The following is a 16,487-nucleotide window of genomic DNA, read 5'->3' on the forward strand; positions in this document are numbered from 1 at the left end:
ACTCTTGCCTAGCGCGCCACGCCCATGTCGCCCGAGCTGAAGCTCTGGCCGTCATTGGCGGCGCGCCCGTGGTTGCCCCGCAGGGCGTTGGCGGTCGGGCCGGGGACGGGCGCGTGCTTGGCGAATTCCATCTGGGCGATCGAGCGAGCGTGGACTTCATCCGGCCCGTCGGCAAGGCGCAAGGTGCGCTGGTGGGCATAGGCCGAGGCGAGGCCATAGTCCTCCGACACGCCGCCGCCGCCATGGGCCTGGATGGCATCGTCGATGATCTTCAGCGCCATGGTGGGCGCCTGCACCTTGATCATCGCGATTTCCTGCTTGGCGGCCTTGTTGCCGACCTTGTCCATCATGTCGGCAGCCTTAAGGCACAAGAGCCGGGTCATCTCGATATCGATGCGCGCGCGCGCCACGCGCTCCTCCCAAACCGAGTGCTTGTAGATCGGCTTGCCGAAGGCCTCGCGCTCCTGCAGGCGGCGGCACATCTTGGCCAGCGCCTCTTCGGCCACCCCGATGGTACGCATGCAATGGTGGATGCGGCCCGGCCCGAGCCGCCCTTGCGCGATCTCGAAGCCGCGGCCTTCGCCCAGCAGCATGTTGGTGACGGGGACGCGCACGTTGACCAGTTCGACTTCCATGTGGCCGTGTGGTGCATCGTCATAGCCGAAGACCGGCAGGTGGCGGATGATGTTCACACCGGGGCTGTCGATCGGCATCAGCACCATCGACTGCTGGGCGTGGCGCTGGGCGCTGAAATCGGTCTTGCCCATCACGATCGCGATCTTGCAACGCGGATCGCCGAGGCCCGAAGACCACCACTTGCGCCCGTTGATAACGTAGTGATCGCCGTCGCGCTCGATCCGGGTCTCGATATTGGTCGCGTCCGACGAGGCGGTGTAAGGCTCTGTCATCAGGAAGGCCGAACGGATCTCGCCGTTCATCAGTGGGCGCAGCCAGGCTTCCTTCTGCTCACGGGTGCCGTAGCGGTGGAACACCTCCATGTTGCCGGTATCGGGCGCCGAGCAGTTGAACACCTCGCTCGCCCAGCCGATGCGGCCCATCTCCTCGGCGCACAGGGCATATTCGAGATTGGTCAGGCCCGGCCCTTCGAATTCGAAGCTGTCATCGACATGGTGATGGCTGTCGTTGCGCGGCGGCATGAACAGGTTCCAGATGCCTTGCGCCTTGGCCTTGGCCTTCAGCTCCTCGACGATCGGGAGCACCTTCCAGCGCTCGCCCGCGCGGTCCTGTTCCTCATAGGTCTTCATGTTGGGGCGCACATGCGCCTCGATGAAGTCGCGCACGCGGTTGCGCCAATAGACCTGCCGCTCGGTAGGCTCGAAATCCATGAAAAGTCCTCTCGTCCGTGATTGCCATCGAATCCGCGCCCGAGCGTGGCAGAGCATCCGCCGGGCGCCAAGCTCTCATTTGTGCGGCGGCGCCCGCGTCGCCCCGAGCCGGGCGAGGCGATCGGCATGGTCCGCCTCGCCCAGCGGAAAGCGCAGGAACACCAGCACCGCCCCGCTCACCAGCATCGCGGTGAGCAGGGTGTAGAGCAGCATCAGCCGCTCGATCACCGTGCCATCGACCGCGCCGGGCTGGGCATTGGCGGGAAAGCCCACCGCGCTGATCAGGCTGCCGGCGGCAAAGGTGCCAAGCCCGGTGACGCATTTCTGCATGAACAGCATCCCGGCAAAGAACAGGCCTTCCTCGCGGTGGCCGGTCTTGATCTCCGAATCCTCGACCACATCGGCCAGCATCGATCCGGTGAGCATCATCGGGCACACGCCGATGCCGGTTGCCAGCGTGGCAAAGCCGAGGAACAGCGGCAGCGTGGCCGGCTCGCCATTGGCCGGAAACAGGCCGGCAAGGCGCAGCACATAGGGCGCAAGGCCGATGGCCATGGCCAGCGCCGCCATGATCGCCGCGGCGTTCTTCTTGCCCCAGCGGCGCGAGACGATCGGGGCGAGCACGAAGCCCATCACCACCCCGGCAAGCAGGGTGACCGGCCACACCGCCAGCGCCCAGCCGGGAAACTCCCACACATAGGTCTGCATGTAGGTGCTGGTGGCAAAGTTCAGCCCCTGGTTGGCATAGGCAAACACCCCGGCGCCCATCAGCGTGAGGAAGGCGGGGTTGCGCAGCGTGCGGCGCATCGCCTTGAGCTCCTCTGCCAATGGCAGGCGCGGGGGCAGCTTGGCCGGGGGCCGGGCGAGCGCGCGATGGGTGCCGAGCGAGACGGTGAGGATCGCCACGGTCATCAGGATCACGCCGGCCCAGGCATAGGCATCATAGCCCTCGCGCCGCAGCAGCCCGGCCGGCTGCTCGGGCGTGGGCGCGAGGAACACCCCATAGGCGAGGAACAGCAGCAGCAGCCCGCCCGCCCAGCCGAACAGGAAGCGGTAGCGGATCACATCGGTACGCTCGTGATAGTCCTGGGTGATCTCGGGCAGCATCGCGAGCGAGGGCACCTCGTTCAAGGCGATCGCGGTGCGCACCAGGATTGCCGCGCAGGTGAGATAGACCAGCATCGCGGTCTCCCCCCAGGCGGGGGGGTGCCAGAGCATGAACCACGACAGGCCCACCGGAAGGATCGAGGCATAGAGCCAGGGGTGGCGCCGCCCCCAGCGGGTATTGGTGCGGTCGCTCAAATGGCCGATCACCGGATCGATGAAGGCATCGATCACCAGCGCCACCATCACCGCCAGACCCACGAGGTTGGCGGGAAGGCCCATCACCTGATTGTAGAAGATCAGCAGGAACACGGCAAAGCCGTTGTCCTTGATCCCATAGGCAACGGCCCCGGCGCCATAGGCGAGCTTGAGCCGATAGGGCACCTTGGCATCAGCCGCGCTCATCCGCGCGCCGCCCCACGGCCCTGTGCCGCCCGTGCGAATCCTCTCACCATTCCCTCTCCACTTTCGGTTGCAATGCTAGACCGATTGACCCCCGCGTCAATCGCGCCGCGCCTGACGCTACGGCATCGCCGGGCGGGAGATCGGCGCTTGCAGCCGCCGACAAATTGCCACTAACGTAAGCGTCAAGTGAGGCCCGAGAGAGAGGAGAATCGGCCATGGCCGACCTGGAGACGTTCCGCGCCGAAACCCGCGCCTGGCTCGAGGCGAATTGCCCGCCGGAAATGCGCGAGCCGGTGCGCGACGAGGATGACATCTATTGGGGCGGCCGCCGCGCGCGCTTCAAGAACGCGGCGCAGCAGGCCTGGCTCGAGGCGGCGATCGCCAAGGGCTACACCGTGCCCTCGTGGCCGAAGGAATATGGCGGGGCGGGGCTTTCGCCGGCCGAGGCCAAGGTGCTGCGCGAGGAAATGGCGCGCATCAATGCCCGCCCACCGCTCAGCTCCTTCGGCATCTGGATGCTTGGCCCGGCGCTGCTGCATTTCGGCACCGAGGGGCAGAAGCGCCGCTTCCTTAACGAGATTGCCCGCGGCGAAATCCGCTGGTGCCAGGGCTATTCCGAGCCCGGCTCGGGCAGCGACCTGGTCAGCTTGCAGACCTTTGGCGAGGACAAGGGCGATCACTGGGTGGTCAATGGCCAGAAGATCTGGACCAGCTATGCCGATCAGGCCGACTGGATCTTCTGCCTGGTGCGCACCGACAAGACCAACAAGTATCAGGGCATCACCTTCATGCTCTTCGACATGGCGAGCGAGGGGGTGACGACCAAGCCGATCAAGCTGATCAGTGGCTCCTCGCCCTTCTGCGAGACCTTCTTCGACAATGTCAAGGTGCCCAAGTCCTATGGCGAGGACGTGCCGGCCTATGTGGGCGAGATCAACCGCGGCTGGGACGTGGCCAAGTATCTGCTCGGGCACGAGCGCGAGATGATCTCGGGCGCCGGCGGGAGCGAGCGGGCCGCGGCGATCGGCGCGGCGATGAAGCGCCTTGCGGCAAAGAACGGCGATGAAATCGATCCGGTCTTGCGCGCCGAGCTCGCCATGTTCGATGTCGATGCGCTGGCCTATGCGGCGATGGGCGAGAAGTTCCTGGACGAGATCAAGGTCGGCAAGGCCCATCCGGCCCAGCCCAACATGATGAAATATGTCGGCACCGAGCTGAACAAGCGTCGTCACGAGCTGATGATGGCCGTCGGGGGTTCGCGCTCGCTCGAATGGGAGAGCGAGGAGACCGGCGGGGGCAAGCCGGCCCGTAACTGGCTGCGCACCAAGGCCAACTCGATCGAGGGCGGCACCTCGGAAATCATGCTCAACGTGATTTCCAAGCGCATCCTCAACCTGCCGGGTGCCTGAGACAACATAACAGCAATTCGTCATCCGCGCCGGCGCGGGGATCCATTCTGCCGAGCAAGTGCGAATGGCCCCCGCCGGAGCAGCGCTGACGCAACCAGAGGAGGGAACCAGTGCCCCTGTATCACAACGAAGACCAGGCGATGCTCGCCGACACTGCGCGCAGCTTCATGGCCGAGGAAGGCAATATCGCCAAGCAGCTGCGCCACTGGCGCGACCTGGGCTGCAAGGACGGCTTCGGCCACGCCCTGTGGAAGCAGATGGCCGAAATGGGCTTCACCGGGATATTGGTGGACGAGGCCGATGGCGGGCTCGGCATGGGCCATGTCGAGGCGGGGATCGTGCTCGAGGAAATCGGCCGCAACCTCACGCCCTCGCCGTTCCTGACCTCGTCGGTGCTGGCCGCGACCGCGCTCAAGCACGCTTCGGCGGAGTTGAAGGGCCGTTATCTGCCGGGCCTGATTGCCGGCGACAGCGTATTCGCGGTGGCGATCGACGAGACCGCCAAGCACCGCCCCTCGCGCATCGCCACCCGCGCCGAGAAGTCGGGCAACGGCTTCCGCCTGACCGGCTCCAAGAGCTTCGTCATCCACGGCGGCAGTGCCGACATGATCGTGGTCGCCGCGCGCACCTCGGGTGCGGATGAGGATGACGAGGGCATCACCTTGTTCGCCGTGCCCAAGGACGCGCGCGGCTTGTCGCACGATCATGTGCGTCTGGTTGACAGTTCGATGGCAACCCATACCAAGTTCAATGGTGTCGAACTCGATGGCGATGCCGTGATCGGCGAGATCGACGGCGGGCGCGCCGTGCTCGACGCGATGCTGCTCGCAGGCCGCGTCGGCGCGGCGGCAGAAGGGGTGGGCGTTGCCCGCGGCGCGATGGACATGACCATCGACTATCTCAAGCAGCGCAAGCAGTTCGGGCGTTTGATCGGCGAATTTCAGGCGCTCCAGCATCGCGCAAGCCACCTCTATTCCGAGGTCGAGATTGCCCGCGCGGTGACAATCAAGGCGCAGCAACTGCTCGACGCCGGCGCCGAAAGCGCCGATCTGATGGCCAGCGTCGCCAAGGCCAAGGTCGCCAAGGCCGCGCGGCTGGCGGTGCAGGAAGGTGTGCAGATGCACGGTGGCATCGGCATGACCGACGAATACGACATCGGCCTTTACATGAAGCGCGACCGCGCGCTGGCCGAATTCCTGGGCGATGCCTATTTCCACGCCAACCGCGTGGCGACCTTGAGCGGATACTAAATCATGGACATTCAATCACTTTTCAGCCTCGAAGGGCGCATTGCCCTCGTCACCGGCGGCAGCCGCGGGATCGGCAAGATGTTCGTCGAAGGCCTCCTCGCGGCAGGCTGTGCGCGAGTCTACATCTCGGCGCGCAAGATCGAGCAGATGCAGGCAACCATCGATGAGTTCGGCGCCGACGCCCAAGGAAATCCAAGGGTGATCGGCATCCCTGCCGACCTCAGCCAGATGGACGGGATTGTCAGCCTCGCCAACGAAATGAAGGCGCGCGAAAGCCGGCTCGACATCCTCATCAACAATGCCGGGGCGGCCTGGGGCCAGCCCTATCTGGAGTTCAGCGAAGCGGGCTGGCACCGCACCATGGACCTCAACGTCAAGACCCCGTTCTTCCTCACGCAGAAGCTCCATGATCTGTTGGTCGAAGGTGGCAAGCAAGGCCATCCGGCCAAGGTGATCCACGTCTCCTCGATCGACGGCCTGCGCATCAACCCTTGGGAAACCTATGCCTACCAGGCCAGCAAGGCGGGCGTGATCCAGCTCACCCGGCGCATGGCCGCGCGGCTGATTCAGGACAATATCGTCGTCACCTCGATCGCGCCGGGGGCCTTCCCGTCCGAGATGAACCGGGCCGCCAAGAACGCACCCGAGACCAGCGCCGCCGGAATCCCGGCCAAGCGCATCGGCACGCCGGAGGACATGGCCGCGGCCGCGATCTACCTGTGCAGCCGCGCAGGCGACTACGTCGTGGGCGAGACGCTGACGGTCGACGGCGGGGTGGTCAACGCCCACCTACCGAGCCACTTCGCCGATCCTTCGGGCGGGCATTGATTCTGCTTCCGGAGGCGCAGGCCACCACGGGCACCGGACATTGCGGAAGGCGCCTGGGCATTGCCAGCGCGTGACACGATTCGATTCTGGCGCGCTGGAAAACGGCGTGGCTAGGGCTCCTGCGGCCGGGCGGGGGTGACCTGCGCGGGGCGCTTGGTGATCGCTCCGGCTGCGGCGCTGCGCACGGGCCCGCTTCGTCCGCCGCCACCCGCTGCGCCGTCGAGCAACAGCAGCGAGATGCGGCGGTTCCTCGGATCAGCGGGATTTTCGGCGACAAGCGGCTCCGTGTCGGCCACGCCCTCGATCCGGGCGATGCGCGTCATCGGCACGCCGCCCAGCACCAGCGCCTGCCGGGTGGCCTCGGCGCGGCCGGTCGAGAGCGACCAATTGTTCGCCGTGACCCCGCTGCGCCATGGCAGTGAATCCGTGTGGCCGCGCAGGATCAGCGGCGCGCGCTCGTCCGCGAGGGTCTCGGCCATGACCTCCAGCAGGCCGCGCGCTTGCTTGGTCAGGATCGTCGTGCCCAGTTCGAACATCGAGAAATCGGCATTGTCCATCAGGTCGATGCGGATCCCCTCGGGCGCGCGCATCACCCGCACCTGACGCGCAAGGTGCGAGAGCTGGCGGCGCTGGACCAGCTTTTTGTCGATCTTGTCCCGCAATTCCCTGAGCTTTTCGGAGTCGAGTTCACCGCGACCGCCGCCCTCCACCGGCCCGCCGGTGACCCCGCGCGGGATCGTGATCGCGCGCGTGCCGGTCTGACCCATGGCATTGGGATAGTTGTCGGCGTCGGTGATCGAGGATCCGCCCAGCAGCCCGTCCGAACCAGCGCTTTCCTGACGCAGCTTCACCAGCGTGGGCGTAAAATAATCGGCGATGCCCTTGCGCTGTTTTTCCTCGGTCGCACCCAGCAGCCACAGAAGCAGGAAAAAGGCCATCATTGCGGTGACGAAGTCGGCATAGGCGACTTTCCACGCCCCACCGTGGTGCCCGCCCGCGACGATGGTCACTTTCCTGACGATGATCGGCGCCGGAAGCGTGGCCGCCGCGCCCTCGCCGGATTGAGTGGGATCGGACAGGGCCATCGTGCCGCCCTAGCGCCCGCGCATCATGTCGAGCAGATCGGTCAGCTTCGGGCGATGCGCGGGCGGCAGGCCCGAGCGCGCGGCCTCCAGCACCAACGGCTGCGGATAGCCGTGCAGGTTCGCGATGATCACCTGCTTGATCGAATGGAAGATCTGCTGGTCATGGGTGTTGATCTGCCTGAGCCTGCTGCCCAGCGGCGAGGCGAAGCCATAGGCGAGCAGCACGCCGAGGAACGTCCCCACCAGCGCCGAACCGATCATGTGGCCGAGGATCTCGGGCGGCTTGTCGATCGCGCCCATGGTCTTGATGATCCCCAGCACCGCTGCGACGATCCCCAGCGCGGGCAGCGCGTCAGCGAGCGACTGGATCATGTGCGCCGGTTCGTCCAACTCGTGCAGCTGGGTCTTGATTGCATTGTCGATCACCTCTTCCACCGCATGGGTATCGAGCGTGCCGGATGAGACCACTATCAGCGTCAAGGGATCGCAGATCATCGCCGTCACGGCGGGATCTTTCTGCAAGCGCGGATATTCGGAGAAGATCGCCGAGGAACCCGGCTCGGTGACATGGCTTTCGAGCGCCACGGCCCCTTCGGCACGCAGCAGCTTCATCAGCTTCGATGTCAGCGCGATCGCATCGATGTGATCCGCATCGGTGTATTTCGGCCCTTTGAATACCTTGACCAGACCTGCACCCAGCAGTTTGATTTCGTGCATCGAATTGCCGATCACCGTCGCACCGACCGCGGCACCGCCGATCATCATGAATTCGAACGGCAAGGCCGCCAGCACCGGGCCGATCGCGCCCCCCGCAAGCAGGAAGCCGCCGAACACCATCACCAGCAGCACGACAATTCCGATGGCTACGAACACGTGTGACTTCTCCCTTGCAACCTGTCAGCGCAGCGCGTTGAACAGCGAGAGCGAACTCACCCGCGCGAAGGCGGCCTGGCTCGCCTCGAGTGCGGTGAGCGATTGCTGGAGCCGCGCGATCGCTTCGGCGATCTCGGTATCGCCCACCCGGCTGCGGCGCTCGGCCAGCGTCACGCCGCGATCGGCCTGCTGCTCCTGCACCTGTTCGACCCACGCCATGCGGGTGCCGAGGATCGTCTGCGCGCGACTGGTGGTATCAAGCGCGGCATCGATCCCCTCTAACGCGGCGAGCGCAGCCCCGGCCGGATCGGGCGAGCCGCCATTGAGGGCCGCGACGAGTCCGCCAAGCACGGCAAAAGCGCTGGTGGGCATTCCGCCTGACACGAATTCGAACACCTCGCTGCCGGGCAGGCCGCGCTCGATCGCTGTGCCAGGTGCAACCGGCACCGCCCCGCTTTCGGGCGTACCGGCATAGCTGACATTGCCGGAGCCATCCCGGACAAAGGCCGGATCAGAGGACTGGCCGGCAAACAGCGGCTCACCCGTCAGCGTCGTGCCATTGGCGCGGCTGAACAGCTCCTCGTTGAGCTGCTGGAGTTCGAAGGCGATCGCCCGCCGCCCGTCCGCGCCGGTGGGGGTGCTGGCCGCCTGTACTGCCAGCTCGCGCGCGCGCTGGAGCAGTGCCGTGACGGCTTCGACTTCGGTCGAGGCAGCGGCCAGATCTTCTCCGAGCCGCGCGGCATTTTCGCGTTCCATGGCGGCCAGCGCATCGCGCCGCGCGAGGCTGCGCAGTTGCGCGGCAGCGGCGGGATCGTCCGAGCCGCGTTCGAGGCGCTGGCCAGTGGCGATCTGCGTTCGGGTGCGTTCGATTGCCCCGCGCAGCTCGGCCATCTGGGCGAGCGAGCGGTTGAAGAAGGATACGGTCGAAGTGCTGACGAAACTCATGGCGCGCGGCTCCCGATCACCTGAGGCCCAGCAGGGTGTCGAAGATTTCGGTGGCGACCTGGATCACCCGGCTGTTGGCCTCGAAGGCCTGTTGCAGCCGCACCAGATTGGCGGCCTCGGTATCGAGATCGACCCCGGTCTCGCGCAGCAGCTCGGCCTCGGCGCTGGCCGCGACGACGCCGAGGCCTTCGCGGCGCGTGTCGAGCGCGGCGACGCGGCTGGAGAGCCCCAGCAGCAGCGCGTCGGCTCCGGCGGCGGGACCGGTTTCGGCCCCGAGCGCCCCGAGCAGCGCGCCAAGATTGGCGGTATCGCGGCTGCCTGCGGGCGCCCCTGCGGGTGCTGTGGCAAGCCCTTCGGCCGTCGTCAGCGCAAGGTCGATATCGGCCGCGCCCGAACCGGAAAAAAATTGCCCGCCCGGGTTGCCGGCCGCGTCCACGCCCGCGGCTTGGGCGGCATTGGCGATGGCGATCACCGAAGCGGCGAGGCCATCGATCCCGCCCTGGAGCCTGGCCATCTCCGTCAGCGCCGCCGCGCGTCCGGCCATGGCCCCGCCCGCAGGGGCAAAGGGGGTGCCGCCCAGATCGAAGGCAAGCGTGCCGTCAGGATCGAGACCGAGGGCAATGTTTGCAGCCACGCCGCCGGTCACCAGCGCGACTGCCGGAACGCCATCGATGATGACATCGGCGGTGCCGTTGGGGTTGATGGTGGTGGCGATGCCAAACTGTTCGGCCAGCCCGCGCAGCGCCTTGTCGCGCGCATCGAGCAGCGCCGCGTGCCCCGCCGTGCCCTCGCGCGCGGCAACCAGCTTGCGGTTGACCTCGGCCAAATCGGCGGCGCGTGCGTTGACGCTCAGCACTCCGGCCGCCGCCTCGGCCTGCACGAGGCTGCGGGCATTGGCGAGCGTGCCGCTGGCGACGCGGAAATTGCCCGCCATCTGGCGCGCGCTTTCGAGCGCGGCAATCCGCAGCGCAGGTTCGAGCGGATTGCCTTCCAGCCGAGTGAGCGCAGCTTCGAATTCAACGAGTCCGGTGAACAATCCTGATGTTTCAAGCGCGCTCTCGGCCTCGCGCAGGGCGAAGAATTCGGCTTCGGCTGCGGCCAAAGCCGCGGAGGCATCGCGCGCTTGGCGCTGCACCAGCGCGCTTTCGGCGCGTATGACCACGCCGGGACGGATGCCGCCGAGCGAATCCGCCGAGGCGCCGATGCCGATATTGCCGGTCATCACCAGCTCGCCCTGGGTCAACGTGCGCCGCGAATAGTCAGGGTTGACCGCATTGGCGATGTTCTGCGCGGTCAGCTCGAGGCTGAGGCGAGATGCGGTGAGGCCCGAGCGGCCGATGGTGAAGATCGCAGAAGGCATTAACCGTCACCCCTGGCAGGAAGATATTGCGCGAGGCTCGCCTCGATACTGCGGGCAAATCCGAAGGCGCCGCTGGCGGCGGCGAGATCGGCAAAGTGTTCGTCGCGCATCGCCTCGAACTGCTGCATCCCCCCGCCGGTGAGCGGGGTTTCCTCGGCGAAGCTGGCCGCGCGCGCGCTGGCGAGCAGCGTGCGGATCATGATCGCCTCGAAGCCTTCCGCGGCCTTACGCAGCTCGGCGCGCTCTGGCGAGAGCGCCGAGCTGCTTGCGGGGCCAAGCGCACGAGAAACGGGGAGGGAGGCGAACAGGCCGGTCATAGCACCACCATTTCGGCCTGCAACGCGCCTGCCTGCTTGAGGCTTTCGAGGATCACCACCAGATCGGACGCGCCGACGCCCAGCAGGTTGAGCGCATCGACGATCTCGGAGAGCGAGGCTGCACCGGGCATGTAGGCAACCCTTTGGGCGGTTTCCTCTACGGTGATGTCGGTCGCCTCCTCCACCACGGTCTGACCGCGGCTGAAGGGGGCGGGCTGCACCACCACCGGGTTCTCCTCGATCCGGATCACCAGCTTGCCGTGGCTCACCGCGGCAGGCGAGAGTTGCACCGCATCATTGATCACCACCGTGCCGGTGCGGCTGTTGACGATCACCCGCGCCGCGACGGGTGCGGGGGTGACGGCGAGCATCTCGATCTCGGCCATCACCGCCGAACGCGGATCATTGCCCTGCGGCAGGGCGAGTTCGATGCTCACCCCGTCGGCGATGGTGGCAATGCCCGGATAGCGCGCGTTGATCGCATCGCGGACGCGCGCAGCGGTGAGAAAATCGGCCTGGTGCAGGTTGAAGCGCAAGGTGGGGGACTGATCAAACCCGGTTGATACCGCGCGCTCGACCGTGGCCCCACCGGCGATCCGGCCAACGGTTGCGACATTGACCGAGACCTGCGAGCCGTCGCGCCCGGTGACGCCAAGCCCGCCGACGGCGACATTGCCCTGCGCCATGGCATAGATCTGCCCGTCCGCGCCATAAAGCGGGGTGAGGATCAGCGCCCCGCCCCGAAGGCTCAGCGCCTGACCCAGCGTCGAAACGGTGATGTCGATCCGCTGCCCCGGCTTGGCGAAGGGCGGCAATTCAGCGGTGACGATCACCGCGGCGGCATTGCGCAGGATCGGGCTGATCCCGGGCGGCAATTGCAGCCCGAGCCGGCCCGAGACGCCCTTCATAGCCTCGGTCACATATTGCAGGTTGTTATCGCCCGTGCCCTGAAGGCCGACGACAACGCCGTAGCCGGTCAGCTGGTTGGCGCGCAGCCCCTCGAACTGGCCGAGGTCGCGGATGCGCTCGGCCGCGGCAGGCGCGGGGACCTGCCCGGCGATCATCGCGATCAGCAGGTAGAGGATCGGGGCGAGGATGCGGATGCGGTTCATGGGTTGCGGCTCCCTCAGAACGGCGAGATCATGTTGAAGAAGCGGCTGAGCCAGCCCGGACGGCTCGCCTGCTGCACCGCACCCTTGCCCGAATAGATGATCCGCGCATTGGCGACCTGCGAGGAGGCGAGGCGGTTGTCGGCGTCGATGTCGATCAGGCGGATGCGTCCGGCGAACTGCACCCATTCATCGCCCTGACTGAACATCATCTGCTTTTCTCCGACCACTTCGGCGGTGCCGTTGGGGTATATCGCGGCGATGGTCACCGCGACGGCACCGTTGAGGCGGCTTTGCTGCGCGGCATTGCCCCCACCACTGAACGACCCTTCGGCCGCGGCTTTAAGGGCTTCGGGGTTGAGGAAATCGAGCGGGCCAGCGGCAGGCGGCGTGATTCCGAAGCTGCCCGAGCGGTTGGTGGCGCCCGAGGTGCTCTTGGTGGTGGTGGTCGCCTCGGTGAGGATGATCGTCACCATGTCCCCGAGCTGGCGCGCGCGGGTGCCGGTGACGAGTCCGGCATAGCCGCTGCCAGCCTGGAAGATCGCGCCTGGGCTTGTCGCTGGAGCCACCGGCCGAGGCCCGACGACCAGCAGCGGATCCCCCGCACTTGCGGCCACCAGCGGCGCGCCGGGCGGCGGCGGGGCGGCAAAGCCGGCCTGCGGCCCCGGCCCACCCAACCCGGCGCAGGCGGCAAGCCCCGGCACAGCGACAAGGAGGCAAAGATTTCGGCCCTGCATCATGTCCCTCACAGCGTCTGGTTGGCGTTGCGCAGCATCTCGTCGACCGCGCTCACCATCTTGGAATTGATCTCGTAGGCGCGCTGGGCCTCGATCATCTCGACCAGCTCCTCGACCACGTTGACGTTCGATTGTTCGAGCATCCCCTGACGGATCTGCCCGCGCCCGTTCTCGCCCGCAAAGCCCAGCTCCGCAGGGCCGCTCGCGGCGGTTTCGACGAGGAAGTTGTCGCCGATCGCGCGCAGACCCGCCGGGTTGACGAAGCTCGCCACGGTCAGCTGGCCGAGCAGCGTCGGCGCGGCATCGCCGGGGGTCAGCGCGCTCACCGTGCCGTCAGGGGCGATGGTGATCGATTGCGCGCCGGCCGGGATCTGGAGCGGCGGCTGGAGCGCATAGCCCTGCGCGGTGACCAGTGTGCCATCGTTCGAGAGGGTGAAATTGCCCGCACGGGTAAAGCCCATCTGCCCGCCCGGCGGCAGCTCGACCTGGAAATAGCCGGGGCCATCGAGCGCCAGATCGAGCGGGTTGGCGGTGTTGTTGAGCGTTCCCTGCGCTTCGATCCGGGTGGTGCCCAGCAACTGCACCCCGGTGCCGAGATTGAGACCAACGGCAAAGGCGGTCTGTCCGGTGGATTGCTGTCCGGCGACACGCTGCTCCTGATAGGCGAGCGTGGCGAAGTCCGCGCGGTCGCGCTTGAAGCCAGTGGTGCCGATATTGGCGAGGTTGTTGGCGATCACGCGCATCCGTGCGTCCTGGGCCTCAAGGCCGGTGCGGGCGACGTGCAGGGCGGAGGTGGGCATGGGCGTTCTCCTGTCAGGTCAAAGGTCAGCGCAGCGTCATCAGGCTGCTGGAGGCTTCATCGAGTTCGCCCGCGGTGGCGATGATCTTGGCGCGCTGTTCGAAGGCGCGTTGGGCCTCGATCATCTGCACAAGCGTGTCGGCGGTCTCGACATTGGACATCTCGAGCGCGCCGGGTTTCAGCCGCGCGGTCGGATCGGGGGGCAGGACGCCGCCACCCGGCACCTTGAGGAAGCTGTCGATGCCCTTGGCGAGCGGGCTGCCCTCGGGATCGACCAGCCGCAGCTTGTCGATCGCCTCGGCGGGCGCGTTGGGGGCTGCCGGATCGCGCGCCATGATCGTCCCGTCGGCAGCAATCGTGATGCTGAACCCGGGCGGCACGGTGATCGGGGCGCCGCTTTCGCCCAGCACGGCCAAGCCCTCGCCATTCTCGATCACGCCCGAGGCTGCAACCTTCAGATCGCCGCGGCGGGAATAGACTTCCCCCTGCCGGTCGGGCGCCTGGAAGGCGAGCAGCGCCCTGCCTTCGAGCGCGACGTCGAGCGGATTGCCGGTCGGCACCGTGCGACCTGCGCGCATGTCCGCGCCGCGCACATTGCCGCGCGCCATCGCGCGGGCTTCGAGCGAGCCGTCCTTGAGCGTCGCCGGAGTGACCGCGAAGACTTCCTGGCGAAAGCCCGGCGTGCTGGCGTTGGCGAGATTGTTCGCCACGACTCGCTGCCGGTCCATCGCCGCGTTCATCGCGGTCATGGCGGTATAGATCAGCCGGTCCATCGAGGATTACTGCTGCCGCAGGTTGATGACCGTGGTGGAGATCTGGGTCGCCGTGTCGATCGCGCGGGCGTTGGCCTGGAAGTTGCGCTGCGCCGTGAGCAGCGCGACCATCTCCTCGGCCAGATCGACATTCGAGCGTTCGAGCGCCCCGCTGATCATCTCGCCATTGTTGCCGATGCCGGGATTGCCGAAAATCGGCGGGCCGGATTCACCCGAGGCCTGCCACTTGGTCTGGCCGATCGCGCGCAGGCCACCGGTCGCGGCGAAGGTGGCAAGCGCGATTTGGCCGACCGGGGTCGTGGTGCCGTCGGCATAGGCCGCTCTGACGATCCCGCGGTTGTCGATCGTGACATTCGCCAGCGCCAAGCCCGATCCGTTGGTGAGCGGCACGACCACGCTGGCCGGCACCGTCGAGGTCGGCACGCCCGCCCCGTCCACGGGAAAGGCCTGCAGCCGGTTGCCGCCGGAATCCTGCAACTCGCCATTGGCACGCAGCTGGAAATTGCCATTGCGGGTGAAGCTGAGATCACCCGACAGGGGGTTTTCGAGCGCGAAGAAGCCGTCACCGTCGATCGCGACATCGAGGCTGCGGCCAGTCTGTTCGAGCGGGCCAAGCGCGAAGTCCTGGGTGATTGCCGCCACGGTAGCGCCTATGCCCGGCGTGCGGCGCGGATCGCTCGGCGCGCCGCTGGCGACGAGATCGGCGAATTGCGCCGAGCTCTTCTTGAAGCCCACGGTTTCCGCATTGGCGATATTGTGGGCAATCACCCGCAGGTCGGTGTCGGCGTTCTTAAGGCCGCTGAGGGAGGTGTAGAAAGACATGGCTGGTTGATCCTTGTGTTGGCAATGGGTCAGGGTTGAGCGGAGCTGGTGGACGCGGCCGGCTGGAGCGCGGCCTCTTGCACCGCGATCAGCCGATCGAGCTTGGCCGAGATGGCCTCGAGCGTGGCCCCGCTCGCGGTGGTCGCGGCGAGCGATGAGAATTGCGCCATCTGCGCCAGCATGGCCTCGTTATCGGCCGGCTCGAGCGGGTCCTGAAATGTCAGCTGGGTGGTCAGCAACCGCAGGAAATCGCTGCCGTCGAGCGTTGCCAGCCCCCCGCCCGACAGGCGCGAAGGCGTGTTCAGCCGGTCAAGCGTCGCCTGCGTGCCGGGGGTGATGGGGGTATCGGTCATGACTGGCTCCTCAGGGTTTCGAGCATCAGCTGCTTGGCGGTCTGGAGCGCCTGAACGATGTTCTGGTACTGGCGTGCGCTGTCCAAGATCTCGACCATCTCGGCGGTCTCATCGACCGGGGCTTCGAACACGTTGCCTTGCGGATCGGCGAGCGGGTGCGAGGGATCGTAGCGCTTGGTCGGGGCAGTCTCGGCGCGCACCAGCCCGCTGGCGGTCACCCCGGCAAGGCCCGAGGCGCGATCGAGCGCGACCGCGAACACCGCGCGGATCGGGCGATAGGCCCCTTCCGCGGTGGAGGAGACCGAGCCGGCATTGGCGAGGTTCGATGTCGCCGCGTTCATCCGTACCATCTGTGCGCTCATCGCGCGGGTGGTGAGCGAGAAGAGCGTCATGGGTTCGCGCTGGGGCATGGTCATTCGCCCTTCAGCGCGCGGGTGATGGTGTTGACCTTGCCCTGCACGAAGCTGAGCGTGGCCGAATAGGCGACCGCGTTCTCGGCAAAGGCCACCTGTTCGCGATTGAGTTCGACGGTGTTTCCGTCGAGCGAGGGCATGGTCGGCGTGCGCCACACCAACCGCACGTCATCTCCCGCGACCGTCGCATCGCCGCGCGCGCGGGCGAGCCGGGCATCGAGCGCGGCGTTGAAGTCGATGTCGCGCGCCTTGTAGCCGGGGGTCGTGGCGTTGGCGATGTTGGACGCGATCAGGCCCATGCGCTGCGAACGCAAGGTCAGCGCCGCGCCGTGGATACCGAAAAGTCTCTCGTTCATGCGGGTCTCCGCTGGTTCGTGCAGCCATCCCGCCGGCCGGGGCGCGACGGGTGCGTCGCCGGTGCAGCAGGAAGCGTGCCAATCTGCGCGGCGCGGGGGGCAGGGCCTGGGTGAGCGCGGCAGGGCGGCAAGCGCTTGCCGCAAGACCGGCAAACCCCTGCCGAAACTACGTAAGTCCGGGCGCCACGCTTAATCGGCCCGGA

At 67.0% G+C, this 16,487-nt stretch carries 18 protein-coding genes; 3 read left to right on the forward strand and 15 right to left on the reverse strand.

Translation table 11 applies throughout. From position 1 onward, the window contains the following. Positions 1-8: 8 nt before the first annotated feature. Positions 9-1,346 carry an acyl-CoA dehydrogenase family protein gene (locus tag BZF61_RS10135; protein WP_086618987.1) on the reverse strand — a complete coding sequence of 446 codons (1,338 nt, stop codon included), beginning with the start codon at positions 1,344-1,346 and terminating at the stop codon, positions 9-11. A gap of 75 nt (positions 1,347-1,421) precedes the next feature. Continuing rightward, complete coding sequence (locus tag BZF61_RS10140) at positions 1,422-2,855, reverse strand: MFS transporter (RefSeq protein WP_051220900.1); 1,434 nt, start codon at positions 2,853-2,855, stop codon at positions 1,422-1,424. A 215-nt stretch (positions 2,856-3,070) separates the two neighbouring features. Between BZF61_RS10140 and BZF61_RS10145 the strand changes: the two genes are divergently transcribed. The 3 genes from BZF61_RS10145 to BZF61_RS10155 all read left to right on the forward strand — a co-directional run bounded on the left by BZF61_RS10145 (position 3,071) and on the right by BZF61_RS10155 (position 6,342). Then, the gene (locus BZF61_RS10145) at positions 3,071-4,264 is read left to right on the forward strand and encodes an acyl-CoA dehydrogenase family protein (protein WP_086618988.1); all 1,194 of its coding nucleotides are present in this window, start codon (positions 3,071-3,073) and stop codon (positions 4,262-4,264) included. Positions 4,265-4,374: 110 nt separating this feature from the next. Further along, positions 4,375-5,514, forward strand: coding sequence for an acyl-CoA dehydrogenase family protein (locus tag BZF61_RS10150; RefSeq protein WP_086618989.1), 1,140 nt, complete (start codon positions 4,375-4,377; stop codon positions 5,512-5,514). A gap of 3 nt (positions 5,515-5,517) precedes the next feature. Then, entirely contained in the window at positions 5,518-6,342 is an 825-nt protein-coding gene (locus BZF61_RS10155) for an SDR family oxidoreductase (RefSeq protein WP_086618990.1), read from the forward strand. Between the two features lie 110 nt (positions 6,343-6,452). Here the strand turns inward: BZF61_RS10155 and BZF61_RS10160 are convergent, their stop codons facing one another. The 13 genes from BZF61_RS10160 to flgB form a co-directional block, all read right to left on the reverse strand. Further along, positions 6,453-7,427 (reverse strand): flagellar motor protein MotB, encoded by a 975-nt coding sequence (locus BZF61_RS10160; RefSeq protein WP_086618991.1) that lies wholly within the window; start codon positions 7,425-7,427, stop codon positions 6,453-6,455. A 9-nt stretch (positions 7,428-7,436) separates the two neighbouring features. Beyond that, complete coding sequence (gene motA, locus BZF61_RS10165; protein WP_086618992.1) at positions 7,437-8,300, reverse strand: flagellar motor stator protein MotA; 864 nt, start codon at positions 8,298-8,300, stop codon at positions 7,437-7,439. Positions 8,301-8,324: 24 nt separating this feature from the next. After that, complete coding sequence (locus tag BZF61_RS10170; RefSeq protein WP_086618994.1) at positions 8,325-9,245, reverse strand: flagellin N-terminal helical domain-containing protein; 921 nt, start codon at positions 9,243-9,245, stop codon at positions 8,325-8,327. A 16-nt stretch (positions 9,246-9,261) separates the two neighbouring features. Beyond that, positions 9,262-10,605 (reverse strand): flagellar hook-associated protein FlgK, encoded by a 1,344-nt coding sequence (flgK, locus tag BZF61_RS10175; protein WP_086618995.1) that lies wholly within the window; start codon positions 10,603-10,605, stop codon positions 9,262-9,264. Then, a complete protein-coding gene (locus tag BZF61_RS10180) occupies positions 10,605-10,922 on the reverse strand; it encodes a hypothetical protein (protein WP_086618997.1) in 318 nt (105 codons plus the stop codon). The genes flgK and BZF61_RS10180 overlap by 1 nt, the downstream gene beginning before the upstream one ends. Then, positions 10,919-11,986, reverse strand: coding sequence for a flagellar basal body P-ring protein FlgI (locus BZF61_RS10185; RefSeq protein WP_425429621.1), 1,068 nt, complete (start codon positions 11,984-11,986; stop codon positions 10,919-10,921). Before BZF61_RS10185 ends, BZF61_RS10180 begins: the two co-directional genes overlap by 4 nt. A gap of 62 nt (positions 11,987-12,048) precedes the next feature. Further along, positions 12,049-12,735, reverse strand: a complete 687-nt coding sequence (locus tag BZF61_RS10190; protein ID WP_245804579.1) for a flagellar basal body L-ring protein FlgH — start codon at positions 12,733-12,735, stop codon at positions 12,049-12,051. Between the two features lie 41 nt (positions 12,736-12,776). After that, on the reverse strand, positions 12,777-13,568 hold the full coding sequence (gene flgG, locus BZF61_RS10195; protein ID WP_086619004.1) for a flagellar basal-body rod protein FlgG: 792 nt from the start codon (positions 13,566-13,568) through the stop codon (positions 12,777-12,779). Positions 13,569-13,593: 25 nt separating this feature from the next. Further along, positions 13,594-14,340, reverse strand: coding sequence for a flagellar basal body rod protein FlgF (locus tag BZF61_RS10200; RefSeq protein ID WP_086619007.1), 747 nt, complete (start codon positions 14,338-14,340; stop codon positions 13,594-13,596). A 6-nt stretch (positions 14,341-14,346) separates the two neighbouring features. Further along, the gene (locus BZF61_RS10205) at positions 14,347-15,162 is read right to left on the reverse strand and encodes a flagellar hook-basal body protein (RefSeq protein ID WP_086619009.1); all 816 of its coding nucleotides are present in this window, start codon (positions 15,160-15,162) and stop codon (positions 14,347-14,349) included. Positions 15,163-15,191: 29 nt separating this feature from the next. Then, positions 15,192-15,515, reverse strand: a complete 324-nt coding sequence (locus BZF61_RS10210; RefSeq protein WP_086619011.1) for a flagellar hook assembly protein FlgD — start codon at positions 15,513-15,515, stop codon at positions 15,192-15,194. Then, positions 15,512-15,931 carry a flagellar basal body rod protein FlgC gene (gene flgC, locus BZF61_RS10215; RefSeq protein ID WP_086619012.1) on the reverse strand — a complete coding sequence of 140 codons (420 nt, stop codon included), beginning with the start codon at positions 15,929-15,931 and terminating at the stop codon, positions 15,512-15,514. Before flgC ends, BZF61_RS10210 begins: the two co-directional genes overlap by 4 nt. Next, complete coding sequence (gene flgB / locus BZF61_RS10220) at positions 15,928-16,284, reverse strand: flagellar basal body rod protein FlgB (RefSeq protein ID WP_086619013.1); 357 nt, start codon at positions 16,282-16,284, stop codon at positions 15,928-15,930. Before flgB ends, flgC begins: the two co-directional genes overlap by 4 nt. Positions 16,285-16,487 lie beyond the last annotated feature (203 nt).

Source organism: Erythrobacter tepidarius, from assembly GCF_002155695.1.
GTDB classification, from domain to species: Bacteria; Pseudomonadota; Alphaproteobacteria; order Sphingomonadales; family Sphingomonadaceae; genus Erythrobacter; species Erythrobacter tepidarius.